The sequence below is a fragment of the Spirosoma pollinicola genome (assembly GCF_002831565.1).
GTDB classification, from domain to species: domain Bacteria; phylum Bacteroidota; class Bacteroidia; order Cytophagales; family Spirosomataceae; genus Spirosoma; species Spirosoma pollinicola.
Map to the genome: position 1 here is coordinate 2,701,244 of NZ_CP025096.1, position 18,101 is coordinate 2,719,344.

Below are 18,101 nucleotides of genomic sequence, written 5' to 3' on the forward strand. Positions count from 1 at the left end.
TTATCATACCGGCTCAATACTTGTCAGATTATGCCAGATAACATCTTTTAATTCGTCTAAACCGCGTTGGCTAACTGCCGAGATATAAACAACAGGTAATTTTTTAGGTAAATCACTTTCCAGCTTTACCCTGGTTTCTTCGTCAACGAGATCAATTTTTGTAATGGCCAGCATACGAGTTTTATCCATCAACTCAGGATTAAATTCGCGTAGCTCGTTCAATAGTGTATTATATTCCTGCCGGATATTCTCACTCGTAGCTGGAATAAGGAAAAGTAAAATCGAATTCCGTTCAATGTGCCGCAGGAAGCGTAATCCCAAACCCTTCCCTTGAGAAGCACCTTCGATAATACCCGGAATATCGGCCATTACGAACGATTTGTAATCTCTATAAGCTACGACCCCTAAATTGGGAACAAGGGTTGTAAACGGATAGTCGGCAATTTCTGGACGGGCAGCCGACAAGACAGAGAGCAAGGTTGATTTTCCGGCATTAGGGAAGCCAACCAGCCCAACATCAGCCAATAGTTTCAACTCCAGTACAACCCATTCTTCCTGGCCAGGTTCGCCGGGCTGCGCATAATCAGGAGCCTGTTGGGTAGGCGTTTTGAAATGGTCATTACCCATTCCGCCCCGACCGCCGGGGAAAAGAATAATCTCCTGACCCTCTTCTGTAATTTCGACTATTTTTTCGCTCGTTTCGGGGTTGCGGGCAATTGTGCCCAGCGGTACATCCAGAATGATGTCTTCGCCCTGAGCGCCACTGCGTCGGCCACCCTCACCGGCAACACCATTGCCTGCTTTAATGTGCTTACGGTATTTTAAGTGCAGCAGTGTCCAGAGCTGAGAATTGCCACGTAGAATAATGTGTCCTCCCCGACCACCATCACCACCATCCGGCCCACCTTTGGGGGTGTGTTTTTCCCGACGAAAATGGACGGATCCTGCTCCGCCCGCTCCCGAGCGGCAATTTATTTTTACGTAATCAATAAAATTCGATGAAGCCATACACTATAGTTACTGCGCAATTGACTCATCAATGTGTTGACATATTTCTTTGAAAATACTGTCAATCTCACCGATACCATCGATTGCTGCAAATTTCCCCTGCTGACTGTAATAGTCGGCTACTGGGGCAGTTTTGTCATTATACTCCTGAACCCGGCGTCTAATCAGATCTTCGTTCTGATCATCCGGCCGACCGGAGGTTTGTCCTCGTTGTAATAAACGTCGTGTCAGTTCTTCACTGTCTACAGCGAGGGCAATCATGCTAGTTATTTTCGTATTATGTTGACTCAGAAGTTCATCTAAAGCCACAGCTTGCGGTACAGTTCTTGGAAAACCATCGAAAATAAATCCCCCAACGGATGTTGCCCCAACGGATGTTGCATTTATTGATTGATTCTCTCGCAATTTTGCCTCAATCATACCAATTACGACTTCATCAGGAACCAGCAATCCCTGATCCATGAGCTGTTTCGCCCGCAGACCAAGCTCCGTTCCTGCCGCAATTTGTGATCGCAATAAATCACCTGTTGATAGGTGAACCAGATTATATTTTTTAATTAAATATTCACTTTGGGTGCCTTTTCCGGCACCCGGTGGGCCAAACAGTACAAGGTTAAGCATACGGTTCAAAAGGTAGTGTCAGTTTGGGTCTGTCAAAAGATATACTCGCAAAGTTACGATACCCATTGAGAATATTAACTGTAATCACTGACAGTCACGCGCTTTATTATATACAAACAATAAAAGCGTAGGTTTGATACCTACGCTTTTGTGACTCTTGGCTAAAAAATTCTATTATTTACTAGCTACTTTCTTTTTAACAGGAGCCTTTGTTCCAGGTTTCGCGGCTGGTGCAGGAGCTGCTTTAGGTCCTTCCAATGCCTTTTTGGCACTTTCATCATTCGGGTCCAGCGTTAGTACTTTCTCTAAATACTCTTTTGCTTTATTCTCGTCTTTTTTCAGAATTGCGAAGCCAGCTAAAGCCTTATACGATGTTATTAAGTATCGTTTATAGTCCGTCTTATCTGAAGAATCGGGAGCCATTGCCTGTTCAATGAATTTTTCATAAAGTGGACCTGCCAAGCTAGCCGCTTTATCCTGTTCTTTTGGATAAGCATAATAATTAGCGCCTGCCCGATAATAGTAAGCCAATGGATACTTTTTACCATCTGCTTCTATCTTCTGTGCCATCACCGAAAATGCAGAATCAGCACGTAAGTAATACTGTTGCTTTACCTGCCGAATCTGTGCGGTATCCATCGGGGCAGCAGAGCTATCCCGACCCACTCGTGGAGCGTACTGATAGTTGGCAAGACCTAACCACAGGTAGTCATTATTTTGGGGCTTCTTATCGTTGCTAATTGTCTTAACATAATAGTTGGAAGCCTTATCATACTGCTTCGTGTCGTAGTACTTTTTGGCAATCTCACGATATAGATTTTCTGTTGTATCCATAGGCGCTGCTTTCTCCAGGTTAACAATGCTTAAAGAGTCACCTTCGGGCGTTCCTAATTGAGCCTGAGCACGACCTAGATACTTATAATCGTCAGACATTACTTTCTGAGGAGCTGTTGAGATAAAACGATTCAACGACTCAACAGATTCGGCGTTTTTACCTAAAGCAGAATAGGCCCAACCATACATACGATCAATGATTGGGTTATTGATCTTCCCTTTCAACTGATCAAGATAGGCAATGGCACCCTGATAGTCCTGTGCCAGGAATTTATAACGAGCTACGTCAAGTAGCTGCTCAGGATCTGTCGTTCCGCTTTTCTGAACATACAGTTCATAGTTTTGAGCTGCTGCTTTGTAAGCCCGTGAATTAGCCAACGCATCGGCATACGTGCGATAAGTAGGGGCAAATTCAGGATCATTCTGGATAGCCAGTTTAAAGAAATCCTGTGCTTTCTGATAGTTTTTACCACGCAGATATAAACGGCCAATCTTATAATTGGCTTCAGCAAGGGCAGGATTAATAGCCAGCGCGTTCTCGTACTTGGTGATAGCGTTACCGCCGTCATTTTTCAGGAAGTACGCATCGCCCATTAACATCTCAATTTCGGCGTTTTCGTTCTTCTTGTCTTTCTCGTCAGCAACTGTTAAAAGGCTGAGGGCAGCTGCCGGATCGTTTTGTTTCGGTTGTTCAGACAATGTGTACATTTCAGCACCACGGATCAAGACATCCTGATTCTTACTTTTTGTTTGCGCAACGGCATTGTCAATAAGTGACTTAGCAGTAGCTCCATCGTTTTTTGCCAGGGCTACACCAGCCAGACCAATATTATTCAATTGGTTTTTTGCATCGGCTGCAGCTCCTTTTTCAAACGTTGCTTTTGCTTTGTCTAGCTGGCCGCTTTTTAGATAATAGTAGCCCAGATAAAATTGATTATCAGCCGTCGGCGAGCTGGTGGCCAACTGTGTTAGCGTTTGCCCCGCCTTAGTATATCGCTCTGCCTCTACATCCTTCAAGGCCGTCTGGACGTCCTGTGCTACTATAGGGGCCGTCATTGTAGCTCCAAAGAACAGGATCGTCATCAGCGATTGCTTCTGGTTGTTCATCATGTAATTCAAGTTGGAAATTAAGGAATTGGTTAGTATCTATTAAACGAATTAACAAATCTAAAAATTTGTAAGTAAATCTAAAAACTTACTTACTTGGTCAGATTGATGATTCGATCATATGGTATTCGAGGCCAAAGGCCCAATTTACGAATGATTAACGAGCCAGCATCTCTAACGACATAGTTAATTAATCCTCCGCCTAGGCCCGGGTGCGTTTCGCGGCTCAATATATATACTGGTCGCCGTAATGGATAACGCAACATACCTAAATCTTCCTGAAACGGTTGAAAATAATCATCACGTTTCGTAGGATTTAGCTTGTCTGAAACGCCCACAACCCGCAAATCCTTGGCTAACTCTACAGAAAGCGGTTCATCACTATCACTAATCCAATTAACGCCGATGAACCCCAACGCTGATGGATTTTTACGCACAAAGTCGATAACTTCCCGATTAGAGTGCGTCGTGAAAATGCGTATGTTTTTAAGGTCTTTAATCTTAAAGGTATTTAAGACAAACTCTAAATTGCTGGAATTGTTATTGTCAAATACCAATGTAATAGGTGTGTTTTGATTACCACCTTTAAGTTGTCCCCAGAGTTTTGTTTGCCCGTTAAAAATGCTTTGCAATTCTGTCATCGTAATCAGGCTGTCTGTATTGGCCTTATTTATGATGAGTGCCACGCCATCGGTCGCAATTTTTTCGTTTGCTCCCTTTATCTTTCGCTTATCGAGGACTGCACGTTCATTTGGCTTTAGAAGTCGAGTTGTAAAAACCATCCGGGCACTATCATGAAGCATCATATTGATAGCTTCCTGTTCAGGCCTGAAGACTACGTCGAAATGCACGTCTGGATAAATACCGGCATACGCTGACGTTAACTGAGTGACCAATGGTTGAAAAGATTCGTCAGCAGCAATAACGATAGATCCACGCGAAGGATTATCCAGAGGTGGCTTACCATTGCAGCCAATAAGGCCCGCCAATAGCCCTGCAATACCAAAGAATCGTTTAATCATTTTCCTGAAAGCGTTGGTAGGCCCTGTAGGCACGGAAAGCGCCATAAATAATCAATAACACCCCCATTCCGTATCGGAAGGGACCTGTGGGAGGAAGCACCCCAAAAGACTGAGAGGAGGCAATCAGTCCGATGCCTCCTCCCAAGTATGCCAGTGAAGCCAATACTGAAATATACAGCGTTAGCCGCGCTGGACCTCGATTTTGTCCGCGCATAGATGTTATTCCAGCGTGAAGTTAATCGGTAGGTTGTATTTTACCCGAACCGGACGACCTGACTGTTTACCAGGGCGCCATTTCGGCATGCCTTTCACTACGCGCTGTGCTTCTTCATCTGTGCCAAAGCCCAGACCTTTCAGCACTTGCACGTCCTGAATACTACCATCGGTATTAACGACAAAGCTTACAAACACACGTCCTGAAACGTTGGCCCGTTGAGCAGCCGCCGGGTAGCGCAGGTTTTTGCTTAGGTACTGGCCAAGAGCAGCCATACCACCACTAAATTCTGGCTGTTGTTCTACTACCGTAAAGATTTCTTCTTCTTTAGGAGCAGCTTCTACAGCAACTTCCACCTTCGTTGGAGCCGCCGAAGCTTCGGGAGCTGCAATGATGTTATCGGCATTAGGGTCACCTTCCTGCGTTTTTTCGGCAGCAACAGCTTCCTTTAGTTCCTCAACAGCTGGTGGAGGTGTTTCTTCAGGTACTTCCTCATCCGGTTTTACTTCCGGTGGCAGGAATTTCACCGTGTTCACCTTCGGTACTTCTACCGGTGGTGGTGGTGGCGGTGGCGGCTCATTCGGATCAATGGGCGGTGGTGGAAGTTTCATCAAATCCACCTCCGTCATCGATACTTCTTTCTCTACCGGTGTCAAAGCAGTGATGATAGTCGGCGTCAGTACTCCCAGCGTAAACAGGATACCCCCAATAATCAGGGCACGCGTCATCGTTTTGGGATACGTTTTCCGTAGATCGTAAGCACCATATGCTTTGTTCCGGTTAGCAAACACGATATCATCGAGTGTTGCCTGGGGGTTTACTTCTGCCATGGGTTTATACGTCTAATTTTGCTTTGTCTTTGAGAAGTTTCTTCTCGTCTGCAGTTAAGGCATCCACCAGAGCATAACGCTTCAGCTTCGTAATTGCCATCTCATCGAGTACGTCGACCATGTTTTTATAGGTCGATTGCTTCGTTGGTTTGATAACGACAACAAACTTTTCGCCACCTACCTTCTTTACATTTTCCTGAAGCGCCTGCCGAAATTCGTAGCCGTATCCAACGGTTTTCAACTCCGGATCTTCATTGGCGGCTTTACCAAAAATGTAATAGGCCTTGTTGTCTTTTCCAAGAAAGACCGTCATTACGTTGGACGCCTTAATAGGCTCCGTTTCTTCTTTTAGTGTTTTATCCGGCACGTTGAGCGTCATCGAAGATGGTTTGCTCAATGTGGTGGCCAGAATGAAGAAGGTAATCAGGAGAAATCCCAGATCAACCATGGGGGTCATATCCACCCGGGTTGACGCTTTCTTTGACCGTACCTTACCACCATCATGTTTACCACCACCACCGCCGGTATTAATTTCTGCCATGTTTTCTTAACAGATTCGCGTGGTGAAAATCAACTATAGTTTGCATTCGCTACGCGCTTAATCAGCTTTCCAACCGGCCGGGGGCGCTTCGGTCCCCGTAATCAGGTTGAATTTGTTGATGTTCTGCGCTTGTAGCGTAGCCAACACATTCTTGAATTCGGGGAATTTAGCGAGGTTATCGCCTTTCAACGCAATTCGAAGATTGTTGTTAGCCTTCCGGGCATTGTAAACCCATTCTTTTAACTCATTTGTCGGACCTGCGCCGGTCGTATCCGTTGGAATACCTGCCTGATTTACTTTAGCCTGCTGCTCCTTCGGGAGGTTGAGGTAGGCTTTCAGCTGATTGATAGGCAGACCAAAGTTCGACATCAGGGAAAATTCCTTTTTCTCGTTGTTCGTGAAGGATAATCCCTTTGCGGCAGCAATGTTATCCAGCATGGCAATGCGATTTTGTGCGTTGTCAATGCCGAAATAGACCTTGCCATCTCTACCAAGACCAATGGTCATGATATCGTTATCTGGAACTTTGATCCCTGATATGGACGAAGGCGTTTCGATGGCGGCAGCATCCTGCGACCGAAACTGAGCCGTCAGGATAAAGAACGTCAATAAAAGGAACGCCACGTCGCACATCGCGGTCATGTCCACTGCGGAACTGGCGCGTTTTACTTTAACTGCTGGCATAAGTGATTCTTATTGTTTAATAATGAGCTGCGAAATTCTGCTGAATGCTCAAGCCGATTTCGTCGATGTTGTAGGTCAGCACGTCAATACGGCTTGTAAAGTAGCTATACATGATCGTTGCGATAGCAGCTGTACCAATTCCAAGCGCCGTGTTTACAAGGGCTTCAGAGATACCAGTCGAAAGAGCACCTGTGTCAGGTTGGCCCGTAGCACCCATGGCTGCGAACGCGCGAATCATACCAAGTACCGTTCCAAGCAGGGCGATCAGTGTCGAAACCGAAGCTAGCGTAGCAATGATGGTCAGGTTTTTTTCCAGCATTGGCAACTCAAGCGTAGTCGCTTCCTCTACTTCTTTCTGCAGAGCAACTAATTTCTGCTCTTTGTCTAACTGGGTGTCGGTAGCTAGCTGTTGGTATTTTACCAAAGCGGTTTTCACAACGTTGCCAATCGAGCCTTTCTGCTTGTCGCACTCCTGGATGGCAGCAGCCACTTCATTGCGATCAAGCTGGCTTTTAACTTTCCGAACGAAATCGTCGATAGAACCTGTACCCGTTGCACGGCCAATCGTGATGAAACGCTCAATGGAGAACACCAGTACCGTTAGAAAACAGGTAAACAGAATTGGTACGATAAATCCACCTTTGTAAACGGTACCGAAGTAGTCGCCAGGTAGTGGTTCTTTCGTATTGTCGCCTTCCTGGAAGTGGCTGCCATCACCGAAGACGAACATGTACGTCAGGATACCGATCAGCAACAATACCGGAATTACGAACGCGGGGTTAAGACCACCTGACTTCTTTTTTGGTGCCGCTGCTTTGGCGGGTGCTGGAGAAGGAGTTTGTGTTTTCATTGGAACTGGACTGTAGGGTTAAAAATTAAAAGTTGGTTTACCCGGTAAAAAAAGTGAAAAATTTAGACTCTTTCGGTTTGTGCATCTAAATTTTTAAAGGAAATGCCTTCAAACCTCCACAAAAATATGTGTTTTCCGTTAATAACAACACAATTCAATGAGTCAATTGTTTCTCTTTAATTGCAATCCAGCAACAAATACTAGGACATAACCCACTCCTTCATTTTAGGACTAGCTTTAACGCGCTTATCCTAACGTCTTGTTTCTCAAGCGGCATACAACGATTATTTATCGTTCGACGTACTTATTCATAACGCGCTAGGGTGGAGCATAAGACATAAAATAATTGTTAAGATTATTGAAATGGTTCTCCAGAACTAATTTTTAAATTCTTTTAGGATAGATGCAGCAGTAGGCTAAATTCCACAACGAATTTGGAAAATAGTTTGTGATGGGTATGAAAAAAAGAAGCTGGTCGAAGCACTGACATGTTTAAACAAAGGGAAAATGAACCAGTAAACTGGGTAATTACTAACGTAGAATTGGGCAAGAATCGGCAAAATTACCTATCAAAAGGGACTCTATGAAGTGAGGATTAACAGTATAAACTCCACAAAACGACGGTTGGCTTTTCTTAACGACTCGCAATAATTAGTTAGCTTTACCGCTATGGCAATCCCCTGTTTAGATATTCAGCACCTGAAGACCAGTCATCAGAACGAGCCCTCAGGCTTGATAAATCGGTATTGGTTTCAGTGGAAAAACCGGCGTCAGCTGGGCAATGTTACGGTCCGACTTGATTTGCTGGATGTGAAAGGAAAAATATTGGTGACGAGTCGTACCAAGCTTCCCAAAGTAGCCGTAACAGATTACATTCCCGCTACGGCTACCGAACCAGCCTTACCTATCTATGCTGGCTCTACGTTAATATCGATTGATGAGCCAGCCAGTGATGAAAAACCCACCTCATTCCGGTACACGACTGAATCAGGAGCCTTCAAAAAATCTGATCTGGCAACTGGTCCTCTGGATGGTATATATGAGGATTTATCCATGAACAGCTAATGCGCACCGTTGCTATTCTTCTCTTCAATGAAATTGAAGTGCTCGACTTTGCCGGGCCATTCGAAGTATTTGGCGTAGCTGGGCGCCATGATGATCCCAAGCCATTTCGGGTATTTACCGTTGCCGAGCGTGGGCCAGTATATGCACGAAATGGCTTAAGCATTAATCCAACCTATTTGCTTAATGACCATCCGAAGGCCGACATCATTATTGTTCCGGGTGGGGGTGGCAATCATGCTGATGGCACCTCTTATGGTTCCAGACGCGAAATGGACAATCCTGCGGTGCTAAACTGGGTACGACGGGCGGGAGTAACTGCTGAACTGATTCTGTCGGTTTGCACCGGCTCGTTTATTCTTGGAAAAGCCGGTCTATTGGACGGTCTGGCGGCCACGACCCACTTTTTAGCTGTTGAGGGTATGAAGCAGGCTGCGCCAAAAACGGACCTGCGCCTTACCGAACGTTACGTCGATAATGGCAAAATCATTACATCGGCTGGCATTTCGGCCGGTATTGATATGTCGTTATACGTTGTCGGGCGGTTGCTTGGTAAAAACGTTGCTGACGAAACAGCCCGGTATATGCAGTATGACTATTGGACGTGAAAGGAGCCTGATGCTTTAATGAGTGCAGTATGTTATCTGTAAAGATTTTTAGCTACCGTGGTTCTAACCGAAATATCTTAGTGTCAGATCTGGGTACCTAAAAATAAATCAGCCACTTACAAAGTATGTAAGTGGCTGAATATAAAAGTCGGGAAGGCGGGATTCGAACCCACGACCTCTTGCACCCCATGCAAGCACGCTACCGGACTGCGCTACATCCCGAATTGGATTGCAAAGGTAATGAAGAGTGAAGAATGAACAATGAAGAATATCGAAAATTTGTATTCTTCATTGTTCATTCTTCACTCTTCATTTAATTCTTCCCACTACCCTGCACAGCGGGAGGCTGTGTTGCCTTCTTTTGTTGTTGCATTGGATTCGGGCCTTGCGGGCCGAAGCGCTGCTGTTGCTTGAACAACTGGAAACGCGTGGGCTGCGCCATCCGGGGGAATGCATTATTCTCCGTGTCGATGTCGGCGATTTCCTGATAAGGGTCAAGAACCCACTGCGTAACTTTTTTCGGCGTTGCAATTACTTTCTTGATCGATACATCGTTGAAACGCCAGATTTCGGCCGGGAAGCGAGCAACGGAGTCCGTGCCATCTTCGAACTGCATCCGAATAATAACCGGCATGGGCAGGCCACCTTTGTTCTTCAGCGACAACGTATAGAAATTAGTTGCTGCGTTTGTTTCCAGTGTCTTCCGCTCATCTGGGCTCAGGGTTGCCAGATAATCCTGATATTTCTTCTTGTCGGCTTCCGTTACGGCATACGGATCGTAGCTGTTGTAGAAGTCTTTCATAGTCGAATCCTTTGCAACAACCGTTTCGGCTTGCATAGCGGCATCCCGCTGCTTACTAACGGTACCGGCGCGACGTTTGGCTTCGGCGCGGGCAGCGGCTTTCGTCACCTCTGGATTGCCCGAATCAACCTGGAACCAATCGACCTCTACCAAATCCTGATCGACCGGTTCAACACCGTAGAACCAGCCTTTCCAGAACCAGTCAAGATCAACGCCCGAAGCATCTTCCAGTGTGCGGAAGAAATCGGCGGGTTCGGGTGATTTGAACGCCCAGCGACGCGCATATTCCTTGAACGCGTAATCGAATAGTTCACGGCCCATCACCGTTTCGCGCAGGATATTCAGGGCCGTTGCGGGTTTTGCGTAGGCATTTGGTCCAAGACCAATAACGTTATCGGACGAGGTCATGATTGGCGACAATACGGCTTTGTCAGATTTCATGTAATCGACAATGTACTGAGGCTCACCCCGGCGGCTCGGGAAATTATAATCCCACTCTTTCTCGGCCAGATACTGACAGAATGTGTTCAAGCCTTCATCCATCCAGGTCCACTGACGCTCATCTGAGTTAACGATCATCGGGAAGAAGTTATGGCCCACTTCATGAATAATGACCCCAATCATGCCCGCCTTGGTCTGGTCTGAGTAGGTTCCATCGGCTTCCGGGCGACCACCGTTGAACGAAATCATGGGGTATTCCATACCACCACCAGCGGTAGCATGGCAGGAAATAGCTACCGGATAGGGATATTTAATGGTCCGGTTACCGTACGATTTCAGCGTATGCTCAACAACACGGGTCGAATATTGTCCCCAGAGTGGGTTGCCTTCCTTTGCGTAATAGGACATCGACCAGATTTTACGCCCATCGCCGTAAACATCGGTTTGCATCGCATCCCAGATAAACCGGCGGCTGCTGGTGAAGGCAAAGTCACGTACATTCTGCGCGGCAAATACCCACGTTTTCTTGGCTACTTTATCCGTTGGTTTTGTTTTTAGAGCTGCCTCCGCTTCTTCCTGCGTTACGATAACAACCGGGTTCTTGGAGGTAGCTGCCTGAGCCATACGCTTTTGCTGCGTGGCAGATAATACCTGCTTGTAGTTCTGGCATTCGCCGGTGGCACCAACAATATGATCGCCGGGGGCGGTAATCGCTACTTTATAGTTACCGAAAATAAGCGTGAACTCGCCCTGGCCCAAGAACTGCTTGTTCTGCCAGCCGTTCACGTCATTGTAAGCGCACAAGCGAGGAAACCAGTGGGCAATGAAGTAGTTATAGTTGCCATCTTTGGCAAAAAACTCCATACCACTCCGACCGTAATATTCCGTGACGAAGTAGTTCCAGTCTACATTGAACGAATAGGTACCACCGGGCTTAATGGCCGTTGGCAGATCAACCCGCATCATCGTCTGATTAATGGTGTATTTGAGCGCAGTACCTGATTTGGTATCTTTTACCGATACGATTTTATAGCCGTATTTATCGGAAGCCTGCTGGCTGCTACGCTCACGAACCGATGTAAGATTCTGCAACTGCGCGAAGCTCATGCCGCTTTCGTTTACGCCACCTGTGCGGGTTACGCTGCCGATAGAGCCTTTTGCAAACAGATTCTGGTCGAGTTGAAGCCAGATAAACGGCAACTCATCGGTCGAATTGTTATGATACGTAACGGTTTCGGTGCCAATGATTTTCTGATTCGCATCGTCAAGTTCGACTTTGATGTCGTAATCGGCACGATTCTGAAAATAGTCTTTACCCGGTGCGCCGGATGCCGTACGGAAGGTATTAGGTGTTGGCAGAACCGGGCCTAGTTGTTCAAAGCGCGTGTTGGCGTTTTGGGTTGGGGCTGCCGGTGCCTGCGCCATCGAAGCGACGGACCAAAAGGACAGGCCAGCCAGTAACAAGAGTTGTTTCATGGTTTATTAGAAGTTGATGTCTGCTTAGTTTCGACCGGTGCCTTGTTTAGCCGGTGCCTGTTGACGTTGTTGCTGCATTGGGTTCTGGCCAGCGGCTCCGCCACCCCGTTGCTGTTGCTTAAACAACTGAAAACGAGTTGGCTGGGCAACTGGCGGGAATGAGTTGTCGTCGGTGTTAATATCCGCAATTTCGTAGAATGGATCAAGCGTCCACTGCTTCACTTTTTTTGGTGTGGCAATGACTTTATTGATGGATACATCGTTGAAACGCCAGATTTCGGCCGGAAAGCGGGCTATCGAATCGGTGCCATCTTCGAACTCCATCCGCACAATAACGGGCATTGGAATGCCGCCTTTGTTTTTTAGCGACAGGGTATAAAAATTCGTACCTGCTTCGGCCAGCGCCCGTTCTTCGGCAGATAGTGTCGTCAGGTAGTCCTGATATTTCTTCTTGTCTTCTTCGGTTACGGCATAGGGGTCGTAGCGATTGTAAAAATCCTTCATGGTACTATCCTGAGCCACAACAGTTTGGTCTTTGCTCAGTGCATCGCGCTGTTTGCTGATGGTATTGGCTCTCTTTTGAGCGGCTGCGCGGGCTTCAGCTTTTGCAATTTCCGGATTCTGCGATCCTGCCTGAAACCAGTCAACTTTCACCAGCGTCTGATCAACGGGCTGTACGCCGTAGAACCAGCCTTTCCAGAAGAAGTCCAGATCGACGCCGGACGCATCTTCCATTGTCCGGAAGAAATCAGCGGGTTCGGGCGATTTGAAGGCCCACCGACGGGCATATTCTTTGAAGGCATAGTCGAAGAGTTCGCGGCCCATGATGGTTTCGCGCAGGATATTGAGTGCGGTAGCTGGTTTGCTATAGGCGTTCGGGCCGAAAGTGCCTCTCGGAATATTGTCTGAGCTGCTCATGATAGGCACCTGTAAGTTTGAGTCGAGCCGCATGTAGGGCACAATACCCTGTGGGGTGATGCCCCGGGCTGGATAATCGGCATCCCACTCCAGACTGGCTAGTCCATCCATGAAGCTGTTCAAGCCTTCGTCCATCCACGACCATTGGCGTTCGTCGGAGTTGATAATCATGGGGAAGAAATTATGACCTACTTCGTGGATAATTACCCCAATGAGGCCATTCTTGGTACCAACAGAGTACGTGCCATCGGCTTCCGGGCGAGCCCCGTTAAAGCTGATCATTGGATATTCCATGCCGCCAACCGGTCCATGAACCGAGTACGCAACCGGATACGGATACGCAATTGTCCGGCGTGAGTACGAGATAAGGGTATGTGCCACAAGTCGGGTCGAATATTGGCCCCAAAGTGGATTGCCTTCTTTTGGGTACAACGACATGGCCCAAACACGTTTACCTTCTACATTAGGCTGCAAGGCATCCCAGATGAATTTGCGGCTGGTGGCAAAAGAAAAATCACGGACGTTATCCGCTTTGTAAACCCAGGTTTTGGTACCCGTTGGTTTGCCCTTTTCGGCGGCTTCGGCTTCGGCCTGTGTTACGATAACAACTGGATTCTCGCCGGGCTTATCACCTTTGCCTTTTGCTTCGTTCCAGCGTTTTATCTGCGTTGGGGTCAGTACCTGCGTCGGGTTTTGCAATTCGCCGGTGGCACCAACAATGTGGTCGTTTGGTACGGTCAGGGCTAATTTGTAATTACCGAATATCAGGGTGAACTCGCCCTGCCCCAGAAATTGCTTGTTCTGCCAGCCCGTTACGTCGCTGTAAGCACACAGGCGCGGAAACCACTGCGCTATTTCATAAATATAGTTACCATCCTTCGGGAAATACTCGTAGCCACCCCGAGCGCCTATGGCTTTAACATCAACGATATTGAAGTTCCAGTCGATGGAAAAAGTAACTGACTTACCGGGGCCTACCGGCTGGGTCAGGTCAATGCGCATCATGGTTTGGTTGATGGTGTGCTTGAGGGCTTTCCCTGCCTGGTCGCGCACTGCCGTTATTTTATGCCCGTAATCTTTTGCTGCCAGCGACGCACCCGCGCTGATCTGTTGGAAACTGGCACCCTGTTCGCTGATGGTGCTGGTTTGGGTTGTCCGGCTGTCGGCATCAGCCCTGAAGGTGTTCTGATCTAACTGTATCCACAAATAGGGGAGCGCATCGCCCGAATTATTGTGGTAGGTAATGGTTTCAGAACCCGTTATTTTTTGTTTTGTATCGTCGAGCGTAGCTTTAATATCATAGTCGGCACGATTCTGGAAGTAGTCTTTTCCGGGGGCTCCCGATGCCGTACGGAAGGTATTCGGCGAAGGCAGCATGGGACCCAATTGCTCAAAGCGCGTGTTGGCGTGTTGCGTGGGTGCCTGCACTTGCGCTTGCAATGCCGCTAGAGGAATGGCCAAAGTTGCCACCAGCAAAATTATCTTTTGCATATAACAGGTTGTAGTTGTTGATAAGAGGGGTAAAAATACAAAAAAAGAGGTAGCAAGACGTATTCAATTATGACAAAGCTCTATTCCGATCTGGCTTATCTGTATGATGCCATGTACCAGACGTTTATCGACTACGATAAAGAGTTTGACCTTTATGCGGACTTACTAAAACAACACAGGGTAGCATCGGTGCTGGAAATTGGGTGTGGAAGTGGTCACCTAGCTAAACGGTTCACAGACCGGCAATACGATTACCGGGGAATGGATATCAGTACCCAAATGCTGGCTATTGCCCGCCAACGCTGCCCAACGGCTCAATTCGAGTGCGCCGATATGCGAACATTCACGACCGATCGCCTGTTCGATGCGGTGATCATTACAGCACGGAGTATCAGTTACGTTGTTCATAATCAAGACATACTGAGCACGTTTCGCCATGTTGGACAATGCCTTTCTAATAATGGAAAACTGATTTTTGACTTTATTGACGCCGGTTCATTTTTGCCGGATATGGACCCTGAGTTGTTAATCGAACACCGAGCGGTGCACGACCGGCAGCAGTACCTTCGGCAAAGTCGCTACGTCCCTAACTTAGCAACAGGACTAACGTGGGACTGGCATTCTGCATTTTTCACGGAATCGCCTGATGGGCAGTTAGAGTCGATTGCTACTGATCTGGCCACATTGCGGGCTTTCCTCCCCGCCGAAATTCGGTTATTGCTTCAACTGTCGGGCTTTCAAATCATTGATGAACAGGTAATTGACACTTATGCTTTCCGTACGGTTGTAGTTGTGGCAACTAAGGTGTAAGAAAAGCGTCATGGCTTACTTCATGATAATCAATGATAAGGCCATACCGGCAACAATACCCGACACAACGAGTGTCCAGCGAAGTCGGGTACTTTTAAGGATGTTGATTACGATAAACGACAGCCCCAGTACAAGGCTCACGATAACTAACTGACCAATTTCCAGCCCAATATTAAAGGCCAATAAAGGCTTCACGATTTCGGCTTCGCGGCCCAGAAGGCTCCGCAGATAATTGGAGAAACCCATGCCGTGAATCAATCCAAAAGCTAAAGCCAGGCCATATCGCCAGGAGCGGTTTGTGGTTGGCCTGGGTATTCCCCGCGATTTAGGCTCCTGAAAAAAGAAGTTACTAACGGCGGTGATCAGGATTGTAATGGGGATAAGCAGCTCGATCAGTGCCGTTTTGTAGTGGATAAGTTGCAGCGTTGCCAGGGCCAGCGTAATGGAATGGCCAATGGTAAAAGCTGTCACCAGAATCAGCACCTGCCGCCATTGCCCAACGGTATAAACCGCACAGAGTGCCACCACAAATAAAACGTGGTCGTAGCCTCTTGGGTCGGTAATGTGGTCGAAACCTAAGCGTAGGTAAATGAGGAAATCTTCCATGCTTATTCCTTAAACCAGTCAGCGTACATGACATAATTATTGGCTGTACGGGCAAAGACCTCAGCCTGCTCAGGCGAAACTGCTTTCAGGAAGCGGGCTGGATTACCTGCATAAATTGAGCTGGGAGGAATGACTGTATTCTGAGTAACAATGGCCCCGGCGGCAACGATACTGCCCGACCCAATAACGGCCCCGTCCATTACAATAGCGCCCATGCCTATAAGTACATTATCCTCTACCGTACAGCCATGAACAATGGCGTTGTGGGCAATGGAGACATTATTGCCAATGGTGGTCTTGTGCTTCTGGTAAGTGCAATGGATAACGGCCCCATCCTGAATGTTCGTTCGGTCGCCAATGGTGATGGTATTAACATCGCCCCGAATAACGGCGTTGAACCAAACAGTACAGTCGCGACCCATGATTACCTCGCCAACGATGGTAGCGTTATCAGCGAACCAGCAGTTGTTGCCAAATTGTGGGTGATTCCCCCGAACAGCTTTTATTAATGCCATAGCGCAAATATAATGTGGTGTTGATGGTTTGCGCTTTGTCGGGCTATTTCCCAACAAAAAAAGGCCGATTCTATGAATCAGCCTTTACCCTGTAATACCGACCGTCCCGGTCGGGAGAAAAATTGTTGCCTATGCAATTCTCCCGACCAGGACGGTCGGCACTACACAACTCTTACTTCTTGTCCAGTTTATCGGCGGCTTTGTCCAGATCCTTGCCAATGTTATCGACAATTTTGCCCGCGTCTTTCTTCACTTTATCAAAGTCATCGGCACTTGACCGTTGAACTTTGTAATACGAGTCGGCTAATTGACGACGTTTGTCTTCCAGATCCTTAACGCGATCTTCGCGTTTCCGGCGATCCCGCTTGCTTTCATTCTTTACCTCAGCTTTTGCATCGTCGAGCTGTTTGTCAACTTTGTCCATCTGCTCCGAAATACGGTCGGTCAGGTCACGCTTGTCGCGATCGCTGGATTGATCATTGTTGCGGTTATTATCGCGGTCATTCTGACGATCGTTCCGATCATCATTCATGTTCCGGTTATCGCGGTTATCCTGATTCTGGTCAGAATTACGACGGTTATCCCGATCGTTGGATGTTGTGGACTGACGGTCGTCGTTGCGGTTGTTGCTGTCCCGATTGTTCCGGTCATCGTTCTGACGATTATCCCGGTTATCGTTCCGGCGGTCGTCGTTCATGTTCCGATTATCGCGATCGTTGTTCCGGTCGTCCGAATTGCGTCGATCATTGTAGCTAAACTGGTTGTTGCGATCCGACTGCATGCGGTCGTCATTCCGGCGATTATCATTCCGGTCGTTTGATGAATAGCGATCATCGTTTTGACGATTATCATTCCGGTCGTCATTCCGATTTCGGTCGTTATTGGAGTCCGAACGGCCATTATATGAATCGCGGGAATTACTACGGCTATCATACCGGTCGTTTGATGACCGATCATCATAGCGGTCGTTATACGAATTACGGTTGTCATTTGACCGACTGTCGTAAAGATCATTGTAGGAATCACGACGGTCAGATGAACGGCCATTTGAGTTCCGGTCATCATAGCGATCATTGTATGAATCGCGTCGGTTATCGTAACGGTCATCATTATTGCGGTCGCTGTATGAATCATTCCGATCATCTGATCGGCTATTGTAGCGATTGTTGTACGAACTGCTACCCGACTGACGGCTTGGACGGTCTGAGTCGTTACTCCGATAACTCATCCGATCATCCGAAGAGCTATATGGGTTCCGATACGAATCATTATCCCGCGAACTGCGCGAATCATTTCGGCCTGTGCGGTCGTCGTCCCGATCTCTGTTTCGGCGACTAAATATCCCCCCCTCATCATTGTCATAGGCCCGGTTGCGAGAATCCCGGTCGTTGCGCGAGTTGCTGCTGCGGTCACGTTGAACAATATCCTCCCGGCTATTTTCATTGTTCCCATAAATCATACGTTCAGTCGAAGCGCAGGATGACAAGCCCGCCATTGCCACCAGTAAAGCGCCTACTAACCATGTTTTCCTTTTCATAACGTTGTGTCTTTTGTTGAGTATACAGACTATATCAGCTCATACATGCATCAATTCTGTTTCGTCTGGTATAACCAACCAGACCACGCAAATGTTAGGAATAAAAAGGAGTTTGGCCGGGTGT

The 18,101-nt window shown here is 47.3% G+C and carries 16 protein-coding genes and 1 tRNA gene; 3 read left to right on the plus strand and 14 right to left on the minus strand.

Going from position 1 to position 18,101, the window contains the following annotated elements:
• Positions 1-3 precede the first annotated feature (3 nt).
• The 8 genes from obgE to CWM47_RS11460 form a co-directional block, all read right to left on the minus strand.
• The gene (gene obgE / locus CWM47_RS11420) at positions 4-1,008 is read right to left on the minus strand and encodes a GTPase ObgE (RefSeq protein ID WP_100988097.1); all 1,005 of its coding nucleotides are present in this window, start codon (positions 1,006-1,008) and stop codon (positions 4-6) included.
• A gap of 9 nt (positions 1,009-1,017) precedes the next feature.
• On the minus strand, positions 1,018-1,629 hold the full coding sequence (locus tag CWM47_RS11425; protein WP_100988098.1) for an adenylate kinase: 612 nt from the start codon (positions 1,627-1,629) through the stop codon (positions 1,018-1,020).
• Positions 1,630-1,803: 174 nt separating this feature from the next.
• Positions 1,804-3,573 (minus strand): tetratricopeptide repeat protein, encoded by a 1,770-nt coding sequence (locus CWM47_RS11430; protein WP_100988099.1) that lies wholly within the window; start codon positions 3,571-3,573, stop codon positions 1,804-1,806.
• An 89-nt stretch (positions 3,574-3,662) separates the two neighbouring features.
• Entirely contained in the window at positions 3,663-4,592 is a 930-nt protein-coding gene (locus CWM47_RS11435; RefSeq protein ID WP_100988100.1) for a PstS family phosphate ABC transporter substrate-binding protein, read from the minus strand.
• A 219-nt stretch (positions 4,593-4,811) separates the two neighbouring features.
• On the minus strand, positions 4,812-5,636 hold the full coding sequence (locus tag CWM47_RS11445; RefSeq protein WP_100988102.1) for an energy transducer TonB: 825 nt from the start codon (positions 5,634-5,636) through the stop codon (positions 4,812-4,814).
• A 4-nt stretch (positions 5,637-5,640) separates the two neighbouring features.
• Positions 5,641-6,177: an ExbD/TolR family protein gene (locus CWM47_RS11450; protein ID WP_100988103.1), complete on the minus strand. Its 537-nt coding sequence runs from the start codon at positions 6,175-6,177 to the stop codon at positions 5,641-5,643.
• Positions 6,178-6,234: 57 nt separating this feature from the next.
• A complete protein-coding gene (locus CWM47_RS11455) occupies positions 6,235-6,861 on the minus strand; it encodes an ExbD/TolR family protein (protein ID WP_100988104.1) in 627 nt (208 codons plus the stop codon).
• A 16-nt stretch (positions 6,862-6,877) separates the two neighbouring features.
• Entirely contained in the window at positions 6,878-7,711 is an 834-nt protein-coding gene (locus CWM47_RS11460; RefSeq protein ID WP_100988105.1) for a MotA/TolQ/ExbB proton channel family protein, read from the minus strand.
• 669 nt (positions 7,712-8,380) lie between these two features.
• On the opposite strand from CWM47_RS11460, the gene CWM47_RS11465 reads away from it, so the two are divergent.
• Positions 8,381-8,776 (plus strand): hypothetical protein, encoded by a 396-nt coding sequence (locus CWM47_RS11465; protein WP_100988106.1) that lies wholly within the window; start codon positions 8,381-8,383, stop codon positions 8,774-8,776.
• Positions 8,776-9,381: a DJ-1/PfpI family protein gene (locus CWM47_RS11470; protein ID WP_100988107.1), complete on the plus strand. Its 606-nt coding sequence runs from the start codon at positions 8,776-8,778 to the stop codon at positions 9,379-9,381. The genes CWM47_RS11465 and CWM47_RS11470 overlap by 1 nt, the downstream gene beginning before the upstream one ends.
• A 148-nt stretch (positions 9,382-9,529) precedes the next feature.
• Here CWM47_RS11470 and CWM47_RS11475 read toward each other — a convergent pair.
• The 3 genes from CWM47_RS11475 to CWM47_RS11485 form a co-directional block, all read right to left on the minus strand.
• Positions 9,530-9,603, minus strand: a tRNA-Pro gene (locus CWM47_RS11475).
• Positions 9,604-9,694: 91 nt separating this feature from the next.
• Positions 9,695-12,100 (minus strand): M1 family metallopeptidase, encoded by a 2,406-nt coding sequence (locus CWM47_RS11480; protein WP_100988108.1) that lies wholly within the window; start codon positions 12,098-12,100, stop codon positions 9,695-9,697.
• Positions 12,101-12,124: 24 nt separating this feature from the next.
• A complete protein-coding gene (locus tag CWM47_RS11485; RefSeq protein WP_100988109.1) occupies positions 12,125-14,509 on the minus strand; it encodes a M1 family metallopeptidase in 2,385 nt (794 codons plus the stop codon).
• A 69-nt stretch (positions 14,510-14,578) separates the two neighbouring features.
• Here CWM47_RS11485 and CWM47_RS11490 point away from each other — a divergent pair, with 69 nt between their 5' ends.
• Positions 14,579-15,319, plus strand: coding sequence for a class I SAM-dependent DNA methyltransferase (locus CWM47_RS11490; protein ID WP_100988110.1), 741 nt, complete (start codon positions 14,579-14,581; stop codon positions 15,317-15,319).
• Between the two features lie 15 nt (positions 15,320-15,334).
• Here CWM47_RS11490 and CWM47_RS11495 read toward each other — a convergent pair whose 3' ends face one another.
• The 3 genes from CWM47_RS11495 to CWM47_RS11505 all read right to left on the minus strand — a co-directional run bounded on the left by CWM47_RS11495 (position 15,335) and on the right by CWM47_RS11505 (position 17,977).
• Positions 15,335-15,925 carry a HupE/UreJ family protein gene (locus CWM47_RS11495; protein WP_100988111.1) on the minus strand — a complete coding sequence of 197 codons (591 nt, stop codon included), beginning with the start codon at positions 15,923-15,925 and terminating at the stop codon, positions 15,335-15,337.
• Positions 15,926-15,927: 2 nt separating this feature from the next.
• A complete protein-coding gene (locus tag CWM47_RS11500) occupies positions 15,928-16,440 on the minus strand; it encodes a gamma carbonic anhydrase family protein (RefSeq protein WP_100988112.1) in 513 nt (170 codons plus the stop codon).
• A 172-nt stretch (positions 16,441-16,612) separates the two neighbouring features.
• Entirely contained in the window at positions 16,613-17,977 is a 1,365-nt protein-coding gene (locus tag CWM47_RS11505; protein ID WP_100988113.1) for a hypothetical protein, read from the minus strand.
• Positions 17,978-18,101: the final 124 nt, after the last annotated feature.

Bases quoted from the DNA above. Each gene is read 5' to 3' on its own strand.
- CWM47_RS11465 (WP_100988106.1), top strand. From the start codon at position 8,381: ATGGCAATCCCCTGTTTAGATATTCAGCACCTGAAGACCAGTCATCAG.
- CWM47_RS11450 (WP_100988103.1), bottom strand. From the start codon at position 6,177: ATGGCAGAAATTAATACCGGCGGTGGTGGTGGTAAACATGATGGTGGT.
- obgE (WP_100988097.1), bottom strand. From the start codon at position 1,008: ATGGCTTCATCGAATTTTATTGATTACGTAAAAATAAATTGCCGCTCG.
- CWM47_RS11455 (WP_100988104.1), bottom strand. From the start codon at position 6,861: ATGCCAGCAGTTAAAGTAAAACGCGCCAGTTCCGCAGTGGACATGACC.
- CWM47_RS11470 (WP_100988107.1), top strand. From the start codon at position 8,776: ATGCGCACCGTTGCTATTCTTCTCTTCAATGAAATTGAAGTGCTCGAC.
- CWM47_RS11480 (WP_100988108.1), bottom strand. From the start codon at position 12,100: ATGAAACAACTCTTGTTACTGGCTGGCCTGTCCTTTTGGTCCGTCGCT.
- CWM47_RS11430 (WP_100988099.1), bottom strand. From the start codon at position 3,573: ATGATGAACAACCAGAAGCAATCGCTGATGACGATCCTGTTCTTTGGA.
- CWM47_RS11485 (WP_100988109.1), bottom strand. From the start codon at position 14,509: ATGCAAAAGATAATTTTGCTGGTGGCAACTTTGGCCATTCCTCTAGCG.
- CWM47_RS11505 (WP_100988113.1), bottom strand. From the start codon at position 17,977: ATGAAAAGGAAAACATGGTTAGTAGGCGCTTTACTGGTGGCAATGGCG.
- CWM47_RS11435 (WP_100988100.1), bottom strand. From the start codon at position 4,592: ATGATTAAACGATTCTTTGGTATTGCAGGGCTATTGGCGGGCCTTATT.
- CWM47_RS11445 (WP_100988102.1), bottom strand. From the start codon at position 5,636: ATGGCAGAAGTAAACCCCCAGGCAACACTCGATGATATCGTGTTTGCT.
- CWM47_RS11495 (WP_100988111.1), bottom strand. From the start codon at position 15,925: ATGGAAGATTTCCTCATTTACCTACGCTTAGGTTTCGACCACATTACC.
- CWM47_RS11500 (WP_100988112.1), bottom strand. From the start codon at position 16,440: ATGGCATTAATAAAAGCTGTTCGGGGGAATCACCCACAATTTGGCAAC.
- CWM47_RS11425 (WP_100988098.1), bottom strand. From the start codon at position 1,629: ATGCTTAACCTTGTACTGTTTGGCCCACCGGGTGCCGGAAAAGGCACC.
- CWM47_RS11490 (WP_100988110.1), top strand. From the start codon at position 14,579: ATGACAAAGCTCTATTCCGATCTGGCTTATCTGTATGATGCCATGTAC.
- CWM47_RS11460 (WP_100988105.1), bottom strand. From the start codon at position 7,711: ATGAAAACACAAACTCCTTCTCCAGCACCCGCCAAAGCAGCGGCACCA.